Genomic DNA, 24,064 nt, shown 5'->3' on the forward strand with positions numbered 1-24,064 from the left:
ATTCATTGTATTTATGTGTCTTATAAATTTTAGTAATAAGGAGTCCCAAAATGGATTTTAATTCACTTCGTTATTTTGTTTTGGTAGCAAAATTTGAAAACATGTCACGTGCTGCTGAAAGTTTACATATTACTCAACCTGCGCTAAGTAAATCCATTTCCTTATTGGAGGAGAATTTGGGAGTTTCTTTATTTGACCGAAACGGAAGGGCAATCAAATTAAATCGCTATGGTCAATTTTTTTTAGAACGAGCGGAGTTTATATTGAAAGAATATGACATCACAAAAGATGATCTTTTAAATCTTGTTTCTCCGGGACAGGGAGTCGTTTCCATAGGTTTTATGCATACGCTCGGTCTTGAAGTGATTCCCCGGTTAATGGCTGCTGTTCAAAAAGTCTACCCGCAAATGAAGATCCAACTTACTCAAAGTAATTCTAGTACTATCTTAAGTAGGCTCAATGTAGGGGAGTTGGATTTATGTTTAATTTCCTCGTCAAATACTAATAAGGATTTGGTATGGGAAAAACTTTGGGAGGAAGAATTATATCTAATTGTTCCAGAAAATCATCCACTTGCGTATAAAAAGCTAGTAAGTGTAGAGGATTTTGCTTCCGAACCCTTCATTTCCATTAAAAAAGGCAATACATTGCGTAAAACTGTTGACGATTTATTCAAACAAGAAGGGTTTCAACTGAATATAGCACTTGAGGGGGAAGAGATTCATACGGTTACCGGTTTAGTTGAAAGTGGCCTCGGTGTTTCGCTGATTCCCAATATAAAGGGATTGGAACAATATAAAATTCGGCTTATAGAAGTAGATGCGCCGAATTGTCGACGTGAAATAGGATTGGCATATCTAAACAACTACTATAAAAGCGCCGCAACCAGACTCCTTGCTGATTTTATGCGGGAGTATTTCTCGAAGATCAAACCTGGACAATAAAGGATGCAGCGTTTAAATACAAATAAAAGGGAAGCCTGCTTAAAAATGGGCTTCCCTGAAATTATTCTTTGTCTGATTGTCCTGTAATAATATTGGCTATTTCTTCTATTGACATGGTGGAACTTAATTGGAATTGTCCTTTTTGAATGGAAGTTGCATACTCCGGTTGAGCCAAGAACAGTTCCATTTCCACACTATTTGCAATAATCTCCATATCCTTTAGTTTTTGGGCAACTTCGGCGGGAGTTAGACCAGCATAAATATAGAGAGTTTCTGTTACCACTTCATCTGTGGCCGCGCTTTGGGAATCCGCGAGCTCCGTTTCTTCTTTTAGTTGTTTCTCTTCTGGAACAACTGCCTCAGTTGCTTGTTGTGAATCCTTCACTCCTTCCAAACTGGAAAGTTGTTCGTTTGCCGCTTTCAATTGTTGTTCCAGTTGAACTATTTCAGTTTTATATTGTTCTGCCATTTTCGTTTCAGGTGAAGATATGAAAGGTAGATTTGTGTTTTGCGAAAAAGTAATGAGAAAGCCGATGATGAAACAGGCAATACCAAAGGCACGTAAAGATGATTTTTTCATCGGTTGCCACCACTCTTTAATATAGTAATAATTTGCTCTTTTGATAAAGTGGACATTTTGCTAATTTCATCGACTGGATAACCTTGTTTATTTAGCTGGATGACTTGGCTAACGAGTATTTCATTTATTTGTTGGCTGTTGTTAGCTGATATTGCTGGTTTTGGTGCCGTTGCTTGAGCACTTTTTTTATATGCTTCCAATTGTTTTTTACTTGTGTCTTGTTTAACAGTAAAACTCGGTTCTAAAAGTAACTCTTCCTCTATAATTTTCAAGCGCTTCTTTAGCGAATTTGTTTCTTGGTATATACTGATAGATAAATCTTCAAGGTCTTGTTCTAATTTCTTTGAAGTATCTTTTAGGAAAAATGATGCTACGATACAGACGATACCGACGATCATTAAAATTGTTGAAAATTCCACGTTGTTTCCTCCGTTGACAGGCATTTTATGTTATTTTACCATACGAAAAGTTAATAATAAATCATGCTAGATTTTTTTTCAGTTTGTGTTATAATGATTTAGTCGTATAAATCATGCTCAAATGTAATACAAGTCTTGATATAGAGTGGGAGGGTTAATAATGCGCGTAAACATTACTTTAGCTTGCACAGATTGTGGCGAACGTAACTACATTTCTAAAAAGAACAAACGTAACAATCCAGAGCGTCTTGAACTTAAAAAATATTGCTCTCGCGAGAAGAAATACACTCTTCACCGTGAAACTAAGTAAGCATTATTGCCAAAACCACTTGTGGTTTTGGCTTTTTAATTATAAACAATATTATTTTAATAGGAATGAATTGTATTGGATAAGAAACGATTAAGAAATCAGGTTAGACACTCCTTACAGGAAATGAACTCCGAACAGTTCATGCTTTCATCTCTACATATAAAGGAGAATTTTTTTAAAGAGCCTTCTATATTGGAAGGAAAGACGATTGCTATCACGATATCCAACAAACAAGAAGTCGATACAAAAGAAATTATAGAAATGCTATGGACCCTGAATAAGAGAGTTGTAGTGCCAAAATGCAACCCAAATGACCGTTCTATGAATTTCTATGAAATTGAGAATTTCAATCAACTAGAAAACGTATATATGGATTTGCAGGAACCAATTCCGGAAATTACACGACTTGTACCTTCCGAAAATATTGATTGCATAATCGTGCCAGGAATCGTCTTTGATGTCAACGGATATAGAATCGGGTATGGTGGCGGCTATTATGATCGCTATCTAACTCATTTTAATGGGATGTTGATTTCCTTGGCGTTTAATATTCAAGTGAAAGAAAAGGTTCCTTCCGAAAATTATGATATACCAGTGGACCTAATACTTACAGAAACCGATCGAATTGATTGTTTGGAAAATCGAAAGGAGTTTTATGGATGAAATCAATGAAAGATATCTATGAGTTGCTAAAACAATATGGAACATTTATTTATACAAGAGATCGTTTAGGGGATATCCTTTTGATGGAAGACGAAATTCGCGAGCTCTATAAAGCGAAGGTTCTTGAACCCAAAGATTTTCAGACTGCGATGTTAATCTTGCGACAAGAAGCTTCACGAATTGAAAAAGAAGGAAAAAACATCCATTAGTCATAGATTGATACTGGAAAAAAATGATTTTTTTGTAAAATTTACAATTTCATGTTTGGAAAAAGAAAAACGTGGTAATAAATGTTAAATATCTGTTAATTAAATTCAAGGAACCAGCAGTGGATATTTTCCACTGTTTTCATTTGGGAACCTTTTTGTAAACGAAGCGTAAATAATTAAAGGCAATTATAAAATTTGCAATAAAAATGTTGTTTTTTGTACTATCCTGTCGATTAGTTTTACACTGGATACTATTGCTAAATAAAGTAAAAAAGATTAAGATAAATTTTGTTTATTATTATCTTTGTTGATTCAATGTAAATTTCATTTCACTAAAAATGTATTGCACTAATATATAAATTTGTAGGAAAGGATGTTTTGGAATGAGCTCATTTAAATGGCCTAAACATTCGATACTAGCGATTGCAATAATTGCAACTTGGCTTAAAACTGTCATTGTGTATCACACGAGCTTCGAGCTGGATATTGAAAATGCCATGCAAGAGTTAATATTAATCATTAACCCACTAAGTTTCATCCTATTTGCATATGGTATCTCATTATTCTTTAAAACAACGAAGACGCGAAACCGTTTTTTAATCGCGGTAAGTACAATTTTAGCAATCGTACTTTATGCAAACGTTGGGTTTTATCGGTTCTATAACGACTTTATTACCTTTGCAGTGTTGTTCCAGACAAGTAATTTCGGTGATTTGGGCAACTCAGTGGCCGATATTATCAGTATAACTGATATTCTATATTTTGCAGATGTTATCGTGTTGCTCCTAGCCATCAAGTTTATTCCAAAAGTACAGGGGATTACTCCTGTAAGAATAGAATTGCGTCGTGCTTATTTTATCCTTTCTATGGCAATGGTTTTCTTGAATCTAGGTTTGGCTGAAACGGAACGCCCTGAGCTTTTAACACGCGCTTTCGACCGTGAGTTGCTTGTGAAAAATATCGGTACGTATAACTATCATTTGTATGATATCTATGTACAATCCAAATCAAGTGCACAACGCGCTTTAGCTGATGGCAGTGAATTGGTTGAAGTAGATAACTATGTTCAAGCGAATCAAGCTACTGTCAATGAAGAGATGTTTGGAAAGTATAAAGGGCGTAACCTGATTATTGTTCAATTAGAGTCGTTACAAAGCTTTGTTATTAATAATAAAATGAATGGGGAAGTCGTCACACCGTTTCTAAATTCCCTAACAAATGATAAAGATACGTATTATTTTAATGACTTCTATCACCAAACTGGCCTAGGCAAAACGAGTGACTCCGAGTTCATCGCAGAGAATTCGCTTTTTGGATTGGGACGTGGAGCGGTATTCTTCACCCATGGAGGCAATACCTATAATACGATGTCCGAAAAACTAGGTGAGAATGGGTACTTTACTAACGTAATGCATTCCAACAATGCATCGTTCTGGAATCGTAATGAAATTTACGAGTCATTTGGTATTGATCAATTCTACGATATTGAATCTTATGATGTGAATGACGAGAACTCAGTAAACTGGGGATTGAAGGATATCCCATTCATGGAGCAATCCGTAGATTTAATGACTGGGATGCATCAGCCATTCTACTCAAAATTGATCACTTTAACTAACCACTATCCTTTTACTCTGGAAGAAGAGGATATTATGATTCCTGAGTATAATTCTAATTCCGGAACGTTAAACCGTTACTTCCAAACTGTTCGTTACTTAGATGAGTCGATCAAGACACTATTTGATGAATTAAAGAAATCTGGTCTATATGATAACTCAATTATCGTTATGTACGGGGATCATTATGGAATCTCGGAGAACCATAATAAAGCAATGGCAATGTATTTAGGAAAAGAAGAAATTACAGCATATGATAGTGCATTACTCCAATCAGTACCTTTATTCATCCATGTACCAGGCTCGGACGACGGGGAAGTGATTGACGAGGCTTCGGGTCAAATTGACCTGCGTCCAACGTTATTGCATCTTCTAGGTATTGAAACGTCAAATGATATGCAATTAGGAGCAGATCTTTTCTCCGAAGAACATGAGGATTTTGTAATTTTCCGCGATGGTCGATTTGTAACGGATGACTTGGTTTATGCCGGGGAAGTTTGCTATAACCGTGACACTGGCGAGGAAACAGGAATCGAAGCATGTCAGCCATATATTGACCGTTCCTTGGTGGAGCTTGAATACTCGGACGAAATCATCAATGGCGATTTATTGCGATTCTATGATGAGGAAACTGGTAATTTACACCAAGATGCATTAGAAGCAAAAGAATAAAATATCAAAAGTGTAGAGAAAGTTGAAATAGGACTTTTTCTGCACTTTTTTTCTGATGATTATGTTTACAAATACAAATAGCAGTTTTAACAGATGCTGGTGCAACAGGTGACTAGGAAAGCTGGAAGAATGTCGGAAATGACCTACTAAGCATAAAAGCGAGTCAAGTTGCTTGGGGAAAGTTTATAAACCCAAAAATAAAAAGAAAAAACGAGGTATCCGATAGATACCTCGTTTTTATCTTAATGCAATTTTGGTGGGTAACCTTGATTTAAAATTGTCATGACTACAAACCAACCAAAAATTGCTGCAGTAGCAAAACTAAAAACTAAAGCAAGAACATTTTTTTCTTTAACTGCTTGGAAAATATTTACTACTGCGAAAATTGCTACTAAAGCGAAAATAACCATTAATAAGTTCATTAAAAAGACACTCCTTTCGACATCAAAGAAAGCATGTCGATAAACAATATTCCTTCTTTATTGTAAATCACCTTACACTGTTTGTCGAGAAGAAATAATCTGATTGTTTGACTAGACAATGTAATTTTTTTCTAATCAATGTATAATAATCGAGAGGTGATTCCATTGATAAATGTTAAAGCATATAGCTTAGGTCCAATCCAGACAAATTGTTATATCGTTAGTAATAAGCAAAAAGATTGTATTATATTCGACCCGGGAGAAGAATCTTCAAAAATAATTAAAGCAATTCGTACAACTCAATTAAATCCTAAAGCTATTTTCTTAACGCATGCACATTTTGACCATATTGGTGCTGTGGAAGATTTAAGAGAGGAATTTAATGTTCCTCTATATATCCATGAAAAGGAAGTTAACTGGCTTATTGACCCACTGAAAAATGGCTCTGGCAGATATGCGGAACTTCCTAATTATATTGTGAAGAAACCTGAGAAAGAACATATAATCTATAAGGAACAATTGTTTAATATTGCTGGTTTTAGTTTTAAAGCAGTATTTACACCAGGTCATTCACCTGGCAGTATTTCCTACATTTTTGAGGAAGATGGATTTGCAATTGTAGGGGATACATTGTTTGAAGGAAGTATTGGACGGACAGATTTGCTTGGCGGTTCTCATAAGGAGCTTTTAAAGTCAATCCATGAAAAATTATTGGTATTACCGGAGGATACGATCATTTATCCTGGACATGGCAGCTATACGACACCGGCTCAAGAAATGGACAGTAATCCTTTCTTAAACGGATTTTAGGTAATTGAAGGACGATTCAACTGGGGTTGGATCGTTTTTATTATGGGGGTTTATAAAACCGTCATGTACAAATTACTTAAACTAATTATTTGCCATGCTATATGATGCAGTTCGGGAATTACCCGTTTAAAGGAAATAAAAGATGCCATCCATTTTGATCAGTGACTTGGCTGTAGTGGCGCTTAATCGTTTGAATTTAAATAAAAAACATCGACTGAGTATTCAGTCGATGTGATTTATTAGTGGCCAGCACCAGGTACATGGATAAACGTAGTGTAGTACGTAAATCCTGCGAAGAATATTGTTAAATAAGCTCCGAAAATGTACATGTACATGCGTTCTGTTAGGTTTAAGAAGCCTAATAATAAGAATAATATTGTATTACCAACGAATAATAGCGAAACCTCGTACATATCACCAAGGTAGAACATAACGGCAAAAATACCAGTCCAGAAAGCCATAACTTTATACATATTGCTCATGAAGAATCCCTCCTTTTGCCAAACGACACAATAATATCATCTTTTATTATAAATGATTTGAAACTATAATGTAAACTCTAACTTACATTAAGTTTGTGACATTACAGTAGAAAATACTAGAGGATGTCTATCTCGTACTTACAATTTTCACAATCATGAATCATGCTTTCTACCTGAACAATGTCGTTTTGAGTAAAAAGTACATCGACTTGGCCTTTTAAATAGGATTCATGTAAAGTACATATAATTTCATTATTTGTAGATAAATGATTTTTAAACGGACAATTATAGATTGAGAAAATTATTTTTTTCCCCGTTGAAGTTTCCACGATCTGAGGTATATATCCAATTAAAGCAGCTGAATCAGTCAGGAGCTTAATTTTTTTATCAAAATCCGGTAAGCCTATTCCTTTTCCGCTTTTCAGCAACAATTTCATTTCGGATTGTCCATCATCATAGCTTATTTGTTGAGCCATCTCCAACGCTTCCGGACCAATTGAATTGATAAGTTTCATGGCCCACTTTAGTAAACGGCTCTCGTCTTTTTTCGGAAAGCTCAATTCGATTCCTTGTTCAGAGGCTTTATATTCTCTGCCTGGTCTTCCACCTTTGCCAGTTTTCACAAAGTAAGCAGATAATAAATTGATTTCGGAAAGCTTCGTTAAATGCAGTCGGGCAACATTTGGGTGGATATTGAATTGATCTGCAATGGCTTGCACTGTAAATGATTTTTTTTGTTGAAGGAAGTACTCATATATTTGGTATCGTGTTTCATCGGATAAAGTACTTGTTATTTTTAAAGGATGTACCATGCAATCACCTCTGTACGATTATTTTACTTCTCTTACCATTACATTTTAACTTTTCTAGGATAGAATTGATACAGAAATTCCCAATCAATTATTACAATTACCGCAAAATTGAACTATTTTCTGTTTAGCCAAGTGAGCTGAAATTGTAGGGCAAAAATGAAATTTAACTAATTTTTGGTTAGCCAAAAATTAAACTTAGTTAAAAGGGTTTCTTATTTTGAAATACCAAGATATACTAGCGGTAAATAGTTGCGGTCAACTAATACTCTAAAAACAAGGAGGTGTGGTTAATGGAGATAGAATCGGTTGTTGAAAGCAAGAGTATGCAGTTATTGTTAAAGGCACTTCATTTTGGTGCATCAGATATTCATGTTATTCCAGGGCAAGGTAGCTATTTTATCCATTTCAGAAAATACGGGAAGCTATTTCCGGCAAGCAATCTACCCAATGAGATAGGAGACAGAATTATTTCTTATTTTAAGTTCCTGTCAGCCCTTGATATTAGCGAAAAGAGGAAGCCACAAAGTGGTTCTTTCCAGAAAGAAATGTTAAATACATTGTACGCATTTCGTGTGTCTACATTACCTTCAATTTTTAAAAGAGAAAGTTTAGTTATCCGGATTCTTGTCCAGAACTCCCGTCTTCCAATTTCTTCTATATCCTTACACCCTAACTCTGCAGAAAAATTAACCCAGCTTGTATCAAATAGACAAGGATTATTATTGTTTTGTGGTGCTACCGGATCCGGGAAAACAACCTCATTATATTCCTTAGTCAATCACGCAAGTGAAATGCTGGCTCGTCACGTAATTTCACTGGAAGATCCAGTCGAAAGCAACCAATCTAATCTACTTCAAATTCAAGTAAATGAGCGTGCAGGTGTCACATACGCAACAGGACTTAAGGCAATCCTGCGGCATTCGCCGGATGTTATTATGATTGGTGAAATAAGAGATCGAGAAACAGCCAAGATTGCTGTTGAAGCAGCACTGACGGGCCACTTGGTACTCTCGACGATTCATGCAAAGGATACGGTCAATTGTATCTACCGCTTATTAGATTTAAATATCTCGATTGAGGAAATTAGACAAGCCGTCATTGGAATTGTTGCCCAGTCATTAGTGCAAGTAGGGTTGGAGGAAAGAAAAGCAATATATGAGATTTTAAGCGACCTCAATCTAGTTGATGCAATAGCAGCAACCATGAGGGGGGAACAATACAAGCTGCCACATTCGGAAAGGCTGTCGAATCAGCTAGCTTCATATGAGGTGAGAAAAAGAAATGCACCTACCACTTCATAAAATAAAAAACCTTTCGTTTCGTCCCCGCAAAAAAGATAAAGTGCATCAGTTACCTTCTTTCCTGAACCGTATCAGTACATTGTTAAACGAAGGGTATACTTTCCCGGATTCTATCGATATGTTGCTGCCTTATCACGTCGATAATCCCGCTGAGTGGCGCAGCAAGATCCAGGAGAAATTTAGAAATGGAGAGGGTCTAATAGAAATACTGCAATGCTTTTCTATTCCAAAACATTTCTTGATTGCCATTAGCATTTCAGAGGAAAACGGAAAACTTGCCCAAAGTCTGCACTCGATTTCTATGCAATTGGACTTTAATGAAAAAATGCGCAAAAAAATAGTTAACTTATTAAGCTATCCTATTTTGCTGAGCATTGTGTTAATGAGCATCTTTTTTGCCTTCCGCATTTACTTTCTGCCGAATATTGCACAAATACTAGAATCGAGAACCGAAGTTGGCAGTAATTCCACAATATTTATCTCCTCAATTTTCCTCAAGCTGCCGGATATACTTCTTCTGGTTTTCGTCACCGTTCTTTGCATCATAACAACCTCAATTCTGTTTATTAAGAAACAAAGTGTCCAAAGACAACTACCGCTGATTTTAAAACTTCCCATCGTTAGCTACTTTTATAAAATGCATATTACAAATCAATTAGCGAAAACGATGGGGGATCTTTTGATTGGAGGATTTTCACTGCAACATGCCCTTACTATCCTGCAAAATCAGCAATTAAATAAGACATTGGCGTACGTGTCCAAAGAAATTGAAAGGCGAGTTACTTTTGGTGAATCACTTTCGTCGGCTGTTCTTCATTTAGGGTGGTTTTCGGCAAAATTTGAGGAATTTATAATACATGGTGAAAAAAACGGCTATCTTGGAAGAGAACTATTAATATACAGTGAGTTGATTGATGAAAAAGTACAGCATTTTATCAAAACAGGAGTATCAATTATACAACCACTATTCTTTATCATCATTGCGTTAAGTATTATTGCAGCGTATTTAAGTATTCTACTTCCTATGTACGAACTAATAGAAATCATTTAATAGGAGAGTGTGTATTCATTGAAAAGAATGAACGAAAAAGGATTTACTCTAATTGAGATGTTAATCGTTTTGCTGATCATATCGGTCCTCATATTGGTAACGATACCAAATGTGACAAAGCACTTTACGACAATTGATAACAAAGGTTGTGAAGCCTATTTAAAAATGGTACAGGGGCAGGTAGAAGCTTATAAAATTGATCATAATGCATTGCCTACCTTAGGTCAGTTAAAAACTGGCGGTTATTTAACTGATGATGAAGAAACTGCATGTCCAAATGGTGATTTGATTGAAATAGAAAGTGATGGCAATGTGGTAGCAGTGAAAAAGACAAGTGAAGTGGATACGAGTGACAGCTGAATTTCATACGCATCCTTACACGAAGAATCAAAAAGGGTTTACATTAGTTGAAATACTCCTCGTATTATTTATTTTCCTTCTCATATCTTCAATCGTTTTTCAAATAACGGTCAAAATTTCGGAAAAGCGAGTAGTGGATCATTTTTTTCAGCAGCTCATATTGGATATTCAAGAAATGCAGGCACTAGCTATCCAGCGTGAAGAAAAGATCCACATCCAATTTTATAATTCTAATCATTATAAGGCTTTCGGAGTATATTCTGGAGAAACCCTACTGGAAAAGGACTTCCCGAGCAACATTCAACTTGAAATTTATAGCAACTTGAAACGTTTCATTATAGATCCGAAAGGTGAGATTTCGCCATTTGGAACGATAAAGTTTTATACCCCATACGGAGAAACGAATCTGGTTATTTATATTAAAGAAGGACGGATGAGATTAGTTGAACAGTAAAGGAATCGCATTTGTGGAGACGTTGCTGACGGTTGTTATTGTTTTAATAATATCGGGATCATTAATTCCTTTAACCTATCAATTAAAAACTACTTTGCATAATGAAAAAGTTGAATTGCATGCATCCCAAACAGCCTTAGAGGCGGCTAAACTGATAAAATCGCGCTCTTTATCCAGTGGTACCAAATCGATTGAACACAATGAATATCAATGGAGATATGATGGAGAACAAATTTGTGTACAATTTAATAATTTAAGTGGAGAACAAGTGAAATGCATCAATCAAAATGGAGAATAATCCATAATAGTCAAGGCTATACACTCCTTGAAGCGCTCTTTTCCCTTGTGGTGTTTGTCCTTCTTTCCCAAATCTTGTTGCTGGTAATGTTTTGGATCAAGCAAATGGATACAACCTTTTTTACTGAAGAACACTTGCAATGGGAACTTTTCGTTCAAGATTTCCAGGACTCTTTCTCAAACGTGAAAGAGGTAAGAGTATCCAATCAATCCAACACATTAGAAGTGTTTTATATGAAGCCGGATGAATCAATAAAGATAGATCGAAGTGGTGATGTTCTGCGTCTAACCATTAATCATGAAGGGAATATTCCATGGTTAATAGGAATTGAAAGTGCTTTGTTTAGTTGGGATGGACAATTTATCAAGATATCCGTGATTTTTCAAAATGGTATAGAAAAGGAGAGGAGGTTTTTTGTTCAAACGAATACGGAATGAGAGAGGAGCAACTTTTGCACTTGCTATCATGCTGCTATTTGTAACAACTTCTTTTATTGCTTTCTATTGTTTATCTTACGAATCGCAAATAAAAACGTATAATTCATTGGAATTCGCCAATGTTCGTGCTACGATAAACCTACTGAAGGAAATTGGTAGTAAGTAGTAGATAGATTTTGGAAAGTCAAAGAAGGTGATAGCATGCGGAAAATATATTTAGTTGGCTTCATGGGGTGTGGTAAGAGCGCTATCGGACGAAGGCTAAGTTACTTTTTAAGACTGCCATATTACGATATGGATCATGAAATTGTTCGCCAACAAGGGATGTCGATTCCCGAAATATTTGAAGAGTACGGGGAAGCTCATTTCAGAGCCCTGGAGACGGAATTCCTGCTTAACTTCCGAGACGAAGCATGTATTATTGCAACTGGTGGTGGAGTGGCAATGAACGAAGATAATCGTAAAATCATGCGGCGTTCCGGATTGGTCTTTTTTTTGGATGCTACATTCGAGGATATTTATGTGCGAATCAAAAATGATAAAAATCGACCAATCGTGCAGCGTTCTACTAAACAAGAGCTGGAACAGTTGTATCAAGCAAGAAGAAAGTTCTATAGAGCGACGGGGCACATTCGAGTATTAACCGAAGGCCGAACTCTTCGTCAAATAGTTGAATATATTGGTTTCCAAGTGAATCGTTTGAAAACCGAATAATTAATTATTGTTACGTTTAAATGTTCGTTTTTAAACTATATTTAAAAAAAGATTGCCTTTTCATAAAGACCAATGTTAGGATATAGCCAAGAGATGTTGTATCGAGTACATTGAATTATGAATATTTGCGCGGATGATTGTGCGGGGAGAGAACGTGAAGAGCGTCGCCGAAGGAGCAAGTAGTGAAAAACTATGAATCTCTCAGGCAAAAAGACTCGTACAGGACGCATCTCTGGAGAGTGCTGTTTCGTTAAAGTTGTTTCAGCCACCAAAGGGGAAAGCCAATTTAATCGATTCAAAATTTATGATAATCGGTTTGGTGTAACTTTCAGGTGCAAGGACAGAGGATTCCTAGAAATAGGGATTCGTCTGTCCTTTTTTGCGCTTTGAAAGGTAAGGAGTAATTAGTATCCTGCATCAGATGCGACATCAACTCAACCTATTTGGCTTGATTTGTGTTTTTCCAATATGTAAAAAACTGTAGGGGGACATAACAATGGGGAATGAATTAAAACGAACGCCATTATTTAATGAGTATGCAAAATATGGCGGCAAGACAATTGACTTTGGAGGTTGGGATTTACCTGTCCAATTTTCTTCCATTAAAGATGAGCATGACGCTGTTCGTCACCGTGCCGGACTTTTTGATGTATCCCATATGGGTGAGATCATGGTAGAAGGAAAAGATGCATTAGTTTACTTGCAATATTTATTAACAAATGATATTTCAAAAATTCAGATTGGTGGAGCTCAATATAATGCAATGTGCTATGAAACTGGCGGCGTTGTGGATGATCTCCTGGTTTACCGATTAGAAGAGGAGAAATATTTGTTATGCGTTAATGCGGCTAATATTGAAAAAGATTTTGAATGGATGAAAGCGCAAGTTCAAGGCGATGTCACTGTAACGAACAAATCGGACGAATATGCACAAATTGCTTTGCAAGGTCCGCTATCTGAAGAAATACTTCAGACTTTGACAGATGTAGATTTAAACTCTTTAAAATATTTTAAATTTATAGAAAACGTACAGATTGCTGATCATTCCGTGTTGGTTTCCCGAACAGGATATACGGGTGAAGATGGCTTCGAACTTTACGGGGAGCCACAAGCAATTATTGATCTGTGGTCCAAAATATTAGAGGCGGGAGAAGACAAGGGCGTTGTGCCGGCAGGATTAGGGGCACGTGATACTCTGCGTTTTGAAGCGTGTCTTCCACTTTATGGGCAAGAGCTTTCAAAAGATATTTCACCACTTGAAGCTGGCATCGGTTTTGCTGTGAAGCTGCAAAAGGAAAGTAACTTTATTGGAAAAGACTCACTAATTTCTGAAAAGGAAAATGGTTCAGCCCGCAAGTTGATTGGTATCGAGATGATTGATAAAGGAATCCCTCGCCATGGCTATAAAGTGTATAAAGATGGTGTTGAAATCGGTGAAATTACAACAGGTACTCAATCACCACTTACAAAAAGAAATATCGGTCTAGCTTTAATTGATGCAAAATTTGCTCAATTAGATACTGAGTTGGAAATTGAAATTCGCAATAAAAAATTAAAGGCGAAAACGATCGCTACTCCTTTTTATAAACGCGTAAAATAAACTGTGAAAAGAGGCTTAATAGAATGGTACATCGTTATCTTCCTATGACGGAACAAGACAAAAAAGATATGCTTGCCACTATTGGTGTAGAAAGTGTAGATGAACTATTTTCAGATATTCCTGAAAGTGTTCGATTCAAAGGCTTATACGATATAAAAGCGGCAAAATCGGAATCTGCACTACTAAAGGAATTAAAACAGCTAGCAGCTAAAAATGAAGACACAGATTCAAACGTTTCCTTCCTGGGTGCTGGAATCTATAACCACTATAAGCCAGTAATAGTGGATCATGTTATTTCCCGTTCAGAGTTTTATACTGCTTATACACCATATCAACCTGAAATTTCACAAGGTGAATTGCAAGCGATTTTTGAATTTCAGACAATGATCGCGGAATTAACGGGTATGGATTTAGCTAACTCATCCATGTATGATGGCGGTACTTCATTAGCGGAAGCCGGGATGCTTGCTGCTGGTCATACTCGTCGAAAAAAATTGCTCGTATCTGAGTCCATCCATCCTGAATATCGTGATGTCGTTGCTACCTATGCATACGGCCAGTCGATTGAAGTTGTAACAGTACCAACGAATAATGGTGTTACGGATATCGACAAACTAAAAGAATTAATTGATGACAATACAGCTGGGGTTATGGTGCAATATCCAAACTTCTTTGGACAAATTGAAGATCTGCAAGCAATCGGTGACATTGCCCATGAAGCAAAAGGTTTATTCATCGTTTCTGCAAATCCACTTGCTCTTGGCATCCTGACACCTCCTGGTAAATTAGGTGCCGACATTACTGTAGGGGATGCACAGGTATTCGGTATTCCTGAGAGCTTTGGTGGTCCTTATTGTGGTTATTTCGCAACTACATCGAAACTGATGCGTAAAGTACCCGGCCGTTTAGTAGGTGAAACAGTCGATCAGGATGGTCGTCGCGGCTATGTACTAACATTGCAAGCTCGTGAACAACATATCCGCCGCGAGAAAGCAACGTCCAATATTTGTTCGAACCAAGCCCTATTAGCCCTTGCTGCATCTGTTGCCATGACGGCTCTTGGCAAGAAAGGCGTACAAGAAATGGCAAAACAAAATATTGTGAAAACCCGTTATGCGAAAAATGCTTTTGAAGCAGCTGGATTCACAGTTTCGTTCCAAGGTGCACACTTTAATGAAATAGTAGTCAAAACAACCAAACCTGTATCTGAAATCAATAAACAACTAATCCAGGACGGAATTATAGGAGGTTTTGATTTAGGAACTGTTTATCCTGAATTAGAAAACCATGTGTTAATTGCTGTTACGGAATTGCGTACTAGAGAAGAAATCGACGTATTAGTTGAGAAAATGGGGGCTTACAATGCATAACGAAAATCAATCACTCATTTTTGAATTATCCAAAGAAGGTCGTGTAGGCTATAGCTTACCTGAGTTAGATGTACCGGAATTCGATTTAACGGATTTACTGCCGGAAGGTTTTGTACGTGAAGAAGCAGCTGAATTACCTGAAGTAGCTGAGTTGGATATTATGCGTCATTATACAGCTCTATCTCGTCGCAATCACGGGGTAGATTCAGGGTTCTATCCATTAGGTTCTTGTACAATGAAGTACAATCCAAAAATCAACGAAAATGTAGCTAGGCTTTCAGGCTTTGCCAATATCCATCCTCTGCAAGATGAAGCAACAGTACAAGGGGCAATGGAATTATTATATGAACTTCAAACATCTTTGGTAGAAATTACTGGCATGGATGAAGTGACACTGCAACCAGCAGCAGGAGCTCATGGGGAGTGGACAGCATTAATGATGATTCGCGCATTCCATGAAGCAAATGGCGAAGGACACCGCAACAAGGTAATTGTACCGGACTCTGCCCACGGAACGAACCCAGCTTCGGCAACGGTTGCAGGATTTGAAACAATTACGGTGAAATCAAATGAAGATGGCTTAGTTGATTTGGATGATTTACGTCGAGTTGTCGGAGAAGATACTGCAGCATTGATGCTTACAAACCCAAATACATTAGGTTTGTTTGAGGAAAACATCCTGGAAATGGCTGAGATCATTCATGGTGTTGGCGGTAAAGTGTACTATGACGGAGCCAACTTAAATGCGGTTATGAGTAAAGCACGTCCAGGAGACATGGGGTTTGACTGTGTTCATTTAAATCTTCATAAAACTTTTACAGGTCCGCATGGCGGGGGAGGTCCAGGTTCAGGTCCTGTGGGTGTGAAAGCAGATTTGATTCCTTTCCTGCCAAAACCAGTTTTGGTTAAAACAGATGATGGATCTTTCCATTTTGACTACAACCGTCCGCAATCAATTGGCCGTGTAAAGCCTTATTACGGAAACTTTGGCATCAATGTACGTGCTTATACTTATATCCGTACAATGGGGCCGGATGGTCTGAAAGCTGTCACTGAATATGCCGTATTAAATGCAAATTATATGATGCGTCGCCTGGAACCATACTTTGACCTGCCATATAACCGTTATTGCAAGCATGAATTCGTTCTTTCCGGGCGTCGCCAGAAAAAATTGGGTGTTCGTACGTTGGATATTGCAAAACGTTTATTGGACTTTGGATATCACCCACCAACAATCTACTTCCCATTGAATGTTGAAGAGGGAATGATGATCGAGCCGACAGAAACGGAATCAAAGGAAACATTAGACGCATTTATTGATGCAATGATTCAGATTGCAAATGAAACAGAAGAAAATCCTTCGATCGTTCAAGAAGCGCCACATACAACAGTGATCAGTCGTTTAGATGAAACTCGTGCAGCCCGCACACCGGTTCTTCGCTATACGAAAGTAGAAGGGTAATACACTTGGGCGTCTCCACGCGGGGCGTCTATTTTTTATTTGAAAATTTCATAAAAAAACATCAACAAATGAATGTCATAAGAGTTTTTGTTATAACGGAAAAAGGAATGAAATACTATTCCTATATAATAGGAAGAAATTCATAACCTATCATTTTGGGATAGCGTTTTTTTGCGCTTTCCTATAGATGAACAACTGAAAATATGGCCGGGATAATATAGAATTCGAACCATTTTTAAAGGGACATCTCACAAAACCGAGAAGTCCCTTTTTAGGTGGAAAGTTTTAAATTAAAATGGTAAGTGAAAGAGATTTAACTCCAGCCTCATAGGTTTGAGTTGTCTCTTCTTAAAGGTTTATGCTTTTGATTTTACTTTACCTGTCCAAGTTTTGAATCCACCTTGCAATTGGTATACCTGGTTATAGCCTTTTTTCTTTAGGAAAAGTGCAGTACGTGCACTACGGCCTGCATTTTGGCAATATAGGTAGACTGGTAAATCAGGGCGGATTTCTTTGTAGCGTTGGCGAAGCTGTGTTGAAGGGATATTACGTGCACCTAGAATATGTCCCGCTTCAAATTCTTTTACTTCGCGCACATCAATCAGTTGTGATTTTCGATAGCCTTGGATAAACTCATCCTGAGTTAAGTTTGTCACTGCCTTTTTCAGACGCAGTGTATTTACTAGAACGTATACGATGATAAGACCTAGTATGATAGCAATTGTATAAAGTACAGCCACTGCAATATTTCTCCTTTCTTTCTTCATATTCCATTATAAAAGAGAAAGTGGCGTTCGTCCAATCAGTTTGTTAAAATGATATTTAGTGCGTCTTAGGAGATGATGAAATGAAAGCAAAATGGTATTTTATAAATTCAGGACCATGTAGTCCCTCGTACAATATGGCTCTAGATGAAGCGTTGCTCGATCTACATAGTAAAGGAGAAATTCCTCCAGTAATACGCTTTTATGAATGGAATCCAGCTACTCTATCCATCGGTTATTTTCAAAGTGCAGAAAAAGACATAGACCTAGAAGTCTTGCGAGAACAAAAATTGGGATTTGTCAGACGCCCAACTGGTGGACGGGCAGTGTTGCATGAGAGTGAATTAACTTACAGTATCATCGTGACTGAGCAATACCCCGATATGCCTCCAAGTGTCACAGAAGCTTATCGGGTGCTAAGTGAAGGGTTGCTTCTAGGCTTTCAAAAATTAGGTTTGGATGCGTATTTTAGTATTCCTGATACAGAGGAAAAGCAAGCAGATTTAAAGAAACCGAAAAGTGCTGTGTGCTTTGATGCACCGAGCTGGTATGAATTAGTGGTTGAAGGGAAAAAAGTAGCGGGAAGTGCCCAAACGCGCCAAAAGGGTGTTATTTTACAGCATGGAGCGATTTTGCTGGATTTGGATGAAGAGAAACTGCTCTCTGTATTTAAATTTCCATCCCCTGAAGCAAAAGAAAGAATGCGTCAGAAGCTACCGGAAAAGGCTGTTGCCATAAATGGATTAACAGATAAGGAAATTACGATCCCGCAATGCATCACGGCTTTCAAAGAAGGTTTTGAAGAAGCATTGGAGATCGATTTAGTTCCGTATCAACTAACTGAGGAACAATTACAATATGTTAAAACGCTTGAAGAAACAAAATATTTAAATGATGAATGGAATTTTAGAAAATAAGAAAATACATTTCTGTTGGCAAAAAGGCAATCCCGTGAAGGAAATTGCCTTTTTCCTTTAAGCGAACCAGTAATCATAGATGTTTTTAATAATTAATATGACAGTGATAATGATAAACAACATTCTAACGAAGCTGGTTCCTTTACTAAGTGCAAATTTTGTCCCAAAGAAAGCACCGGCAATCATCGATATCCCCATAATTAAGCCGTAAAGGAAAACTACTTCACCCAAAATCAAGAACATGATAAGTGCGGCAATATTACTAACAAAATTTATCAGTTTTGCATTGCCGGCAGCTTGTAAAAAATCAAAGCCTGCGATTAAGAAGACGAACATCATAAAGGACCCGGCACCTGGTCCGAAAAACCCGTCATAGAATCCTAGTAATACAATGCTGGCAACAAAGAGTGTACCGCGCTTCCAATCTAGTGGCTTTCTCTCTTCCGACTGTCCCCAGTTCTTTTTTATCAGCGTATAAATTAATACAGCTATTAACATGACAATAATTAAAGGCCTCAATAACTCGGAATCCATTAAATGGACGGTCCAGGCCCCTAACATTGAAAAGATGAAAACGAAAGGCAAAATAGGGCCAAGCAGCTTGACATCAATTTTACCTGCCTTAAAAAACGTTAAAGAGCTTGTCAGGTTCCCCATGGATGCTGCTAACTTATTTGTAGCAATGGCAGCCGATGGGGGAAGACCTACCGATAGTAGGGCGGGAAGCGTGATTAATCCGCCGCCTCCAACAGTAGCATTTACAAAAGCGCCGACAAAACCAAAAAAGATAATGATCATAACTTTCACTAAATCTAGTTCCATTTATGCGTGACCCCTAAACAATTACTGTAATGTGGTAATCTTATCGAACTTGTAGGAAATTGTAAATGGTTCTTTCTGAAATCGGGGCAACAATAAAAACGCATTTGGTATTTCACCAAATGCGTTCATGTTAGTCGTGATGTAATTTCATCCCGATTTCAGGATTCTTTTCAACTTCGTGCAATTTCTTGAATGAAGCGATTGCTACCTCAACCATTTCATCTTTCGGTTCTTTTGTAGTCAATAATTGGAGCCATAAACCTGGGTAGCCCAAGTATTTTAATACAGGAATGTTCCTAAGTGAATTTGTTGCTTGCAAGACTTCAAATGAGATTCCAAGTACTACTGGAATTAACAGAATTCGAATGACGATACGCAGCCACAAAGGATCGGTAGGGAAAAAGAAATAAATAAACATTCCGATCACTACTGTGAATAATATAAAGCTAGAACCACATCTGTAATGCAATCTCGATTGCTTTTGAACATTTTGCACTGTTATATCCAAACCGGCTTCATAACAATTAATGACTTTATGCTCTGCACCATGATATTGAAATACACGTTTAATAAGTGGGGTCATTGATATAACATATAAATAACTTAGAAGTAAGATTAGTTTAAAGAAAGTTTCCAAAAATATTTGCTCAAATTTCCCTGATATCCAGGGCGAAAATAATTCAGCCATAAACACCGGCACCAAGGTAAAGACAAATTTACCGAATAGGAAGGAGATGACCCCGACAACAGCTACACCTAAAATCATTTGAAGCTTGGACGTTTCTTCTGTATTTTCTTCTTCTGTACCAGGATCTACTTCATAGCGTTCGCTTGAAAATTGCAGATGTTTTGCTCCAAGTCCGGAAGACTCGATTAATGCAATAACTCCTCGTAGAAAAGGAACTTTTTTCAGTTTTTGAAAAATAGGTTTTTTCGGTTTTTTTGCATAATAGTATTCAATTGAATCATCGTTTCTGCGAACTGCTGTTACGGTATGATCCTTCCCTCCGAACATGACGCCTTCCAGAAGTGCTTGTCCGCCGTATACAGGTGCTTCATTACCCAAGGTTCTACACCACTCTCTCAAAATATAAAACTTATAGCTAATCTATTGTACTAAAATTTTGTCAAAACCTCTACGTTTACGCATACGAATTTTAAATATTGGCGAAACTTACGAAAAAAGAGGTGTTCTTCGTGATTTATATGGCTGTAATTACAAGCTTATTTGCTTCTATTTTTCTAACGATCAGTTTAAAGCTCTTATCCCTATTTCATTTCATTAAATGGAGCCCGGTAGGTTATGCAAAGAGGTTAAATATTCTGGAATCCAGTCACTGGACAGTAAAATGGCTATTTTTATTGATCGCTATTTTTTTAATAACCCTGCTTCTTTATTTTGCAATGCAGTTTGTGGAGATGGTTCCTAGTTTTCTAACTTCGCTTATTATTGGTTCCATCTTGGCCCTTATATGTGAGTGGATTATCTTTGATTTGCCTGCTGAACTTTCATCATTTAAAAAACTGTCTATTCCATTTATGGTTACCCTCGTCATTACTGCCAGGTTTGTTTTTGAAACAGCCGTATTCCACTATCGGGCACATAGTGGACGAAATAGGTTGCCGTATAAAGACTCTGTGGTAAAATAAAAGTGGTAATTTCCGTTAATAGAGGAGAAATGTTGATGAAGGTTTTAGTGCTGAATGGACCGAATTTAAATCGTCTTGGCAAACGCGAGCCCGAAATTTATGGAAGTGAAACTTTGGAAGATGTAAAAGAGAAATGTATCAACCTGGCATCACAATTTAATGCTGTAATAGATTTTAAACAGTCCAATCATGAAGGGGTACTGATTGATTGGATTCACGAAGCAGAAGATACGGATGTTGAAGCAATTGTCTTTAACCCTGGCGCATACACACATACAAGTATTGCGCTAAGGGATGCAATTGCTGCTGTAAATGTGCCTGTCATTGAAGTGCATATTTCTAACATACATAAAAGAGAATCGTTTCGTCACGAATCAAAGTTAGCAGCAGAATGTGTTGGTCAAATAAGTGGTCTTGGAACTTTTGGCTATGAACTAGCTCTTAGGAAGTTCTTGGAACAATGAATGGGGGAACTTTGAATGATTAAATTAGAAAAACTGCGTGAAGCGCTAGTTGAACAAAATGTTGATGGGTTACTGATTACAAACGGTTATAACCGCCGTTATATGACCGGATTCACGGGTTCGGCAGGTGTTGCTGTCGTATCCAAGGATGATGCAGTATTCATTACGGATTTCCGATACACTGAACAGGCCAGCAAACAAATACAAGACTTCCGTATTGTTCAACATGAAGGGACAATTTTTCAAGAAGTAGCAGATGCGATTGAAAAAATGGGTATCAAAACATTAGGGTTTGAGAAAGATACGTTGACTTACTCAATGTATGAGACTTATAAATCGCTTATATCAGCTGAATTAGTACCGGTTTCTGGGTTAATTGAAAAAATTCGCTTGATAAAGACTGAACAAGAGATTAATATTATTAAGGTTGCATGTGAGATTGCAGATAATGCTTTTTCGCATATTCTAGAATTTATTAAGCCAGGTTTGACTGAGCTTGAAGTTTCGAATGAATTGGAATTTTTCATGCGTAAACATGGCGCAACTGCCTCCTCTTTCGACACGATCGTAGCAAGTGGAGTGCGCAGTGCATTGCCGCACGGTGTTGCTACAGACAAAGTGATTGAAAAAGGTGATTTCGTTACACTTGATTTCGGTGCTTTATATAATGGTTATATTTCAGATATTACTCGAACAATTGCAGTTGGACAGCCTTCCGAAAAGCTTGTTGAAATGTACAATACAGTGCTGGAATCACAGTTGCTTGCATTGGAAAAAGTAGGTCCAGGCATGACTGGGGTTCAAGCCGACAGCATTGCACGCGATTACTTATCATCTAAAGGATATGGTGAAGCCTTCGGACATTCAACAGGACATGGAATCGGTCTGGAAGTACATGAGGGTCCTGCACTTTCATCAAGATCCAGCTCGGTACTGGAACCGAACATGGTTGTGACAATTGAACCAGGTATATATTTGCCGGGAATTGGCGGAGTTCGTATTGAAGACGATATTTTAATCACAGAAACAGGTAATGAAAAATTAACCCATTCTACTAAAGAATTAATTATTTTATAATGGAGGATTACAACTATGATCTCAGTTAATGATTTCCGTACAGGCCTTACAGTTGAAATTGATGGCCAATTATACCGCGTATTGGATTTCCAACACGTTAAACCAGGGAAAGGTGCAGCATTCGTTCGTTCGAAATTGCGTAACCTGCGAAATGGCAACGTAACGGAAAAAACTTTCCGTGCCGGTGAAAAAGTAGAGAAAGCACAAATCGACAACCGCAAAATGCAATACCTATATGCACAAGGTGATTCCCACGTATTCATGGATATGGAATCATATGAGCAAACTGAGCTTGCAGGTGCACAAATTGAAGAAGAGTTAAAATACCTTCTTGAAAATATGGAAGTTCACATTCAATCTTACCAAGGTGAAATGTTGGGTGTTGAGTTACCGAATACAGTTGTTCTTGAAGTTGCAGAAACTGAACCAGGCATCAAAGGTGATACGGCTTCAGGCGGAACAAAGCCGGCTAAAATGCAAACTGGTTTAATGGTAAACGTACCATTCTTCGTCAATGAAGGCGATAAATTAATCATCAACACTACTGATGGATCATATGTTTCACGCGCTTAATCAGGAAACGGTTTGATACTTTAGAGTGCAGACAAAGTCAAGTTGGCTTTGTTTGCACTCTTTTTTATTTTGGAGCTGATAATTACCTTAATTTGATAATAAAGTTATAAAAAGTCATCTTTCTATCAGATGATTTTTTTCTTTGGTTCAAGGTCTATTTTTTTGAACAAGCTCATATATTGCCTTACACAAGGAGGCGTCGTGATGGAGTTACAGGACGTTTTGCGAGTAGCTGGAGTAGGGCTCATTATTGCTTTGCTTCATGTTTTCTTCGAGCAAATCGGCAAAAAGGAATTCTCTTTCTTTATATTTTTTATCGCATATTTGTACATCACTGCAGAACTAATACGATTTTTACGGCTTTTCTTTGGCGATATTCTTACATTCTTCCAATGGCTTAATTTAAATTAGGGTTCATCTATGACATTTTTAATTTACGCCGTAATCCTGATGATTCTTCTACTATTTATTAGAGAAACAATCAACAAACTACACGGAATAATTGTCGTCATCTTTTTTTTCGTCCTATTATATTTCTTGCTGTCGATGCTCACTATTCCTTTTTTAGAGCAGCTCCTTTCATATGTTCAATCAGTGCCCTATGTACCTCAACTTGTGTACTCTGCACTTTTCTATCAGCTAGGTTTGTTCTTTCAATCAATGTTTGAGGAAGAGGATTATGAAACATTCGGCGAACTTGTTATGTTCTCAATTCGTATCGTGCTGTTATTTTATTGGACTAGTGAACTAGGAAAAATACTGTCGGATTTATCGTCAATTTTAGAAAAGCTTCAGTAAGGGGCTCTGCGCC

Annotated in this window: 32 protein-coding genes and 1 riboswitch; of the genes, 24 read left to right on the top strand and 8 right to left on the bottom strand. The window is 37.3% G+C overall.

Features of this window, described 5'->3' with window-relative positions; translation table 11 throughout:
* Nucleotides 1–50: 50 nt before the first annotated feature.
* Entirely contained in the window at nt 51–944 is an 894-nt protein-coding gene (locus tag QYB95_RS07125; protein ID WP_301137610.1) for a LysR family transcriptional regulator, read from the top strand.
* Nucleotides 945–1,005: 61 nt separating this feature from the next.
* Here the strand turns inward: QYB95_RS07125 and QYB95_RS07130 are convergent, their stop codons facing one another.
* Together QYB95_RS07130 and QYB95_RS07135 are read right to left on the bottom strand one after the other, a co-directional pair.
* Nucleotides 1,006–1,524: a hypothetical protein gene (locus tag QYB95_RS07130; protein WP_301137611.1), complete on the bottom strand. Its 519-nt coding sequence runs from the start codon at nt 1,522–1,524 to the stop codon at nt 1,006–1,008.
* A complete protein-coding gene (locus QYB95_RS07135) occupies nt 1,521–1,943 on the bottom strand; it encodes a hypothetical protein (RefSeq protein WP_301137612.1) in 423 nt (140 codons plus the stop codon). The genes QYB95_RS07130 and QYB95_RS07135 overlap by 4 nt, the downstream gene beginning before the upstream one ends.
* Nucleotides 1,944–2,103: 160 nt before the next feature.
* Between QYB95_RS07135 and rpmG the strand changes: the two genes are divergently transcribed.
* The 4 genes from rpmG to QYB95_RS07155 all read left to right on the top strand — a co-directional run bounded on the left by rpmG (nt 2,104) and on the right by QYB95_RS07155 (nt 5,413).
* The gene (rpmG, locus tag QYB95_RS07140) at nt 2,104–2,253 is read left to right on the top strand and encodes a 50S ribosomal protein L33 (RefSeq protein WP_008408521.1); all 150 of its coding nucleotides are present in this window, start codon (nt 2,104–2,106) and stop codon (nt 2,251–2,253) included.
* A 75-nt stretch (nt 2,254–2,328) separates the two neighbouring features.
* Nucleotides 2,329–2,916, top strand: a complete 588-nt coding sequence (locus tag QYB95_RS07145; RefSeq protein ID WP_301137615.1) for a 5-formyltetrahydrofolate cyclo-ligase — start codon at nt 2,329–2,331, stop codon at nt 2,914–2,916.
* Complete coding sequence (locus QYB95_RS07150) at nt 2,913–3,125, top strand: YqgQ family protein (protein ID WP_301137616.1); 213 nt, start codon at nt 2,913–2,915, stop codon at nt 3,123–3,125. Before QYB95_RS07145 ends, QYB95_RS07150 begins: the two co-directional genes overlap by 4 nt.
* Nucleotides 3,126–3,508: 383 nt before the next feature.
* Nucleotides 3,509–5,413 carry an LTA synthase family protein gene (locus QYB95_RS07155; RefSeq protein WP_301137617.1) on the top strand — a complete coding sequence of 635 codons (1,905 nt, stop codon included), beginning with the start codon at nt 3,509–3,511 and terminating at the stop codon, nt 5,411–5,413.
* Between the two features lie 242 nt (nt 5,414–5,655).
* On the opposite strand, the gene QYB95_RS07160 is transcribed toward QYB95_RS07155, so the two are convergent.
* Nucleotides 5,656–5,835, bottom strand: a complete 180-nt coding sequence (locus QYB95_RS07160) for a DUF2759 domain-containing protein (protein WP_301137618.1) — start codon at nt 5,833–5,835, stop codon at nt 5,656–5,658.
* Between the two features lie 165 nt (nt 5,836–6,000).
* Here QYB95_RS07160 and QYB95_RS07165 point away from each other — a divergent pair, with 165 nt between their 5' ends.
* Entirely contained in the window at nt 6,001–6,645 is a 645-nt protein-coding gene (locus QYB95_RS07165) for an MBL fold metallo-hydrolase (protein ID WP_301137619.1), read from the top strand.
* A 239-nt stretch (nt 6,646–6,884) separates the two neighbouring features.
* Here the strand turns inward: QYB95_RS07165 and QYB95_RS07170 are convergent, their stop codons facing one another.
* Entirely contained in the window at nt 6,885–7,127 is a 243-nt protein-coding gene (locus QYB95_RS07170) for a DUF2626 family protein (protein ID WP_126657079.1), read from the bottom strand.
* Between the two features lie 116 nt (nt 7,128–7,243).
* Complete coding sequence (locus QYB95_RS07175) at nt 7,244–7,939, bottom strand: helix-turn-helix transcriptional regulator (protein ID WP_301137620.1); 696 nt, start codon at nt 7,937–7,939, stop codon at nt 7,244–7,246.
* Between the two features lie 290 nt (nt 7,940–8,229).
* Between QYB95_RS07175 and comGA the strand changes: the two genes are divergently transcribed.
* The 11 genes from comGA (at nt 8,230) to gcvPB (ending at nt 16,986) form a co-directional block, all read left to right on the top strand.
* A complete protein-coding gene (comGA, locus tag QYB95_RS07180) occupies nt 8,230–9,240 on the top strand; it encodes a competence type IV pilus ATPase ComGA (protein ID WP_301137621.1) in 1,011 nt (336 codons plus the stop codon).
* Complete coding sequence (comGB, locus tag QYB95_RS07185) at nt 9,221–10,291, top strand: competence type IV pilus assembly protein ComGB (RefSeq protein WP_301137623.1); 1,071 nt, start codon at nt 9,221–9,223, stop codon at nt 10,289–10,291. Before comGA ends, comGB begins: the two co-directional genes overlap by 20 nt.
* A gap of 18 nt (nt 10,292–10,309) precedes the next feature.
* Entirely contained in the window at nt 10,310–10,651 is a 342-nt protein-coding gene (comGC, locus tag QYB95_RS07190) for a competence type IV pilus major pilin ComGC (protein ID WP_301137624.1), read from the top strand.
* Nucleotides 10,641–11,105, top strand: a complete 465-nt coding sequence (gene comGD, locus QYB95_RS07195; RefSeq protein WP_301137625.1) for a competence type IV pilus minor pilin ComGD — start codon at nt 10,641–10,643, stop codon at nt 11,103–11,105. Before comGC ends, comGD begins: the two co-directional genes overlap by 11 nt.
* Nucleotides 11,095–11,403, top strand: a complete 309-nt coding sequence (locus tag QYB95_RS07200) for a hypothetical protein (protein ID WP_301137627.1) — start codon at nt 11,095–11,097, stop codon at nt 11,401–11,403. The genes comGD and QYB95_RS07200 overlap by 11 nt, the downstream gene beginning before the upstream one ends.
* Nucleotides 11,379–11,840, top strand: coding sequence for a competence type IV pilus minor pilin ComGF (comGF, locus tag QYB95_RS07205; RefSeq protein WP_301137628.1), 462 nt, complete (start codon nt 11,379–11,381; stop codon nt 11,838–11,840). The genes QYB95_RS07200 and comGF overlap by 25 nt, the downstream gene beginning before the upstream one ends.
* Nucleotides 11,818–12,006 carry a hypothetical protein gene (locus QYB95_RS07210; RefSeq protein WP_301137630.1) on the top strand — a complete coding sequence of 63 codons (189 nt, stop codon included), beginning with the start codon at nt 11,818–11,820 and terminating at the stop codon, nt 12,004–12,006. The genes comGF and QYB95_RS07210 overlap by 23 nt, the downstream gene beginning before the upstream one ends.
* Nucleotides 12,007–12,041: 35 nt before the next feature.
* Nucleotides 12,042–12,554 carry a shikimate kinase gene (locus tag QYB95_RS07215; protein ID WP_301137632.1) on the top strand — a complete coding sequence of 171 codons (513 nt, stop codon included), beginning with the start codon at nt 12,042–12,044 and terminating at the stop codon, nt 12,552–12,554.
* 133 nt (nt 12,555–12,687) lie between these two features.
* Nucleotides 12,688–12,781: riboswitch (glycine riboswitch) on the top strand.
* A gap of 269 nt (nt 12,782–13,050) precedes the next feature.
* Nucleotides 13,051–14,154, top strand: coding sequence for a glycine cleavage system aminomethyltransferase GcvT (gene gcvT, locus QYB95_RS07220; protein WP_301137633.1), 1,104 nt, complete (start codon nt 13,051–13,053; stop codon nt 14,152–14,154).
* A 23-nt stretch (nt 14,155–14,177) separates the two neighbouring features.
* Entirely contained in the window at nt 14,178–15,524 is a 1,347-nt protein-coding gene (gene gcvPA / locus QYB95_RS07225; protein ID WP_301137634.1) for an aminomethyl-transferring glycine dehydrogenase subunit GcvPA, read from the top strand.
* Nucleotides 15,517–16,986: an aminomethyl-transferring glycine dehydrogenase subunit GcvPB gene (gene gcvPB, locus QYB95_RS07230; protein ID WP_301137635.1), complete on the top strand. Its 1,470-nt coding sequence runs from the start codon at nt 15,517–15,519 to the stop codon at nt 16,984–16,986. The genes gcvPA and gcvPB overlap by 8 nt, the downstream gene beginning before the upstream one ends.
* Before the next feature lie 356 nt (nt 16,987–17,342).
* On the opposite strand, the gene QYB95_RS07235 is transcribed toward gcvPB, so the two are convergent.
* Nucleotides 17,343–17,726 (bottom strand): rhodanese-like domain-containing protein, encoded by a 384-nt coding sequence (locus tag QYB95_RS07235; RefSeq protein ID WP_301137636.1) that lies wholly within the window; start codon nt 17,724–17,726, stop codon nt 17,343–17,345.
* A gap of 107 nt (nt 17,727–17,833) precedes the next feature.
* Between QYB95_RS07235 and QYB95_RS07240 the strand changes: the two genes are divergently transcribed.
* On the top strand, nt 17,834–18,667 hold the full coding sequence (locus QYB95_RS07240; RefSeq protein ID WP_301137637.1) for a lipoate--protein ligase family protein: 834 nt from the start codon (nt 17,834–17,836) through the stop codon (nt 18,665–18,667).
* 57 nt (nt 18,668–18,724) lie between these two features.
* Here QYB95_RS07240 and QYB95_RS07245 read toward each other — a convergent pair whose 3' ends face one another.
* Together QYB95_RS07245 and QYB95_RS07250 are read right to left on the bottom strand one after the other, a co-directional pair.
* Complete coding sequence (locus QYB95_RS07245; RefSeq protein WP_301137638.1) at nt 18,725–19,489, bottom strand: TSUP family transporter; 765 nt, start codon at nt 19,487–19,489, stop codon at nt 18,725–18,727.
* 130 nt (nt 19,490–19,619) lie between these two features.
* Entirely contained in the window at nt 19,620–20,504 is an 885-nt protein-coding gene (locus tag QYB95_RS07250) for a DUF1385 domain-containing protein (RefSeq protein WP_301137876.1), read from the bottom strand.
* 182 nt (nt 20,505–20,686) lie between these two features.
* On the opposite strand from QYB95_RS07250, the gene QYB95_RS07255 reads away from it, so the two are divergent.
* From QYB95_RS07255 to QYB95_RS07280, 6 genes are all read left to right on the top strand, one after another.
* Nucleotides 20,687–21,139: a hypothetical protein gene (locus QYB95_RS07255; RefSeq protein ID WP_301137639.1), complete on the top strand. Its 453-nt coding sequence runs from the start codon at nt 20,687–20,689 to the stop codon at nt 21,137–21,139.
* Between the two features lie 35 nt (nt 21,140–21,174).
* A complete protein-coding gene (aroQ, locus tag QYB95_RS07260; protein ID WP_301137640.1) occupies nt 21,175–21,603 on the top strand; it encodes a type II 3-dehydroquinate dehydratase in 429 nt (142 codons plus the stop codon).
* Between the two features lie 15 nt (nt 21,604–21,618).
* Nucleotides 21,619–22,680: a M24 family metallopeptidase gene (locus QYB95_RS07265; RefSeq protein WP_301137641.1), complete on the top strand. Its 1,062-nt coding sequence runs from the start codon at nt 21,619–21,621 to the stop codon at nt 22,678–22,680.
* A 15-nt stretch (nt 22,681–22,695) separates the two neighbouring features.
* Nucleotides 22,696–23,253, top strand: a complete 558-nt coding sequence (gene efp, locus QYB95_RS07270) for an elongation factor P (RefSeq protein WP_036202010.1) — start codon at nt 22,696–22,698, stop codon at nt 23,251–23,253.
* 204 nt (nt 23,254–23,457) lie between these two features.
* Nucleotides 23,458–23,664 carry a stage III sporulation protein AC gene (locus tag QYB95_RS07275; protein ID WP_137729024.1) on the top strand — a complete coding sequence of 69 codons (207 nt, stop codon included), beginning with the start codon at nt 23,458–23,460 and terminating at the stop codon, nt 23,662–23,664.
* A 9-nt stretch (nt 23,665–23,673) separates the two neighbouring features.
* The gene (locus QYB95_RS07280) at nt 23,674–24,051 is read left to right on the top strand and encodes a hypothetical protein (protein WP_301137642.1); all 378 of its coding nucleotides are present in this window, start codon (nt 23,674–23,676) and stop codon (nt 24,049–24,051) included.
* Nucleotides 24,052–24,064: the final 13 nt, after the last annotated feature.

The organism is Ureibacillus aquaedulcis, assembly GCF_030418165.1.
Lineage (GTDB): Bacteria > Bacillota > Bacilli > Bacillales_A > Planococcaceae > Ureibacillus > Ureibacillus aquaedulcis.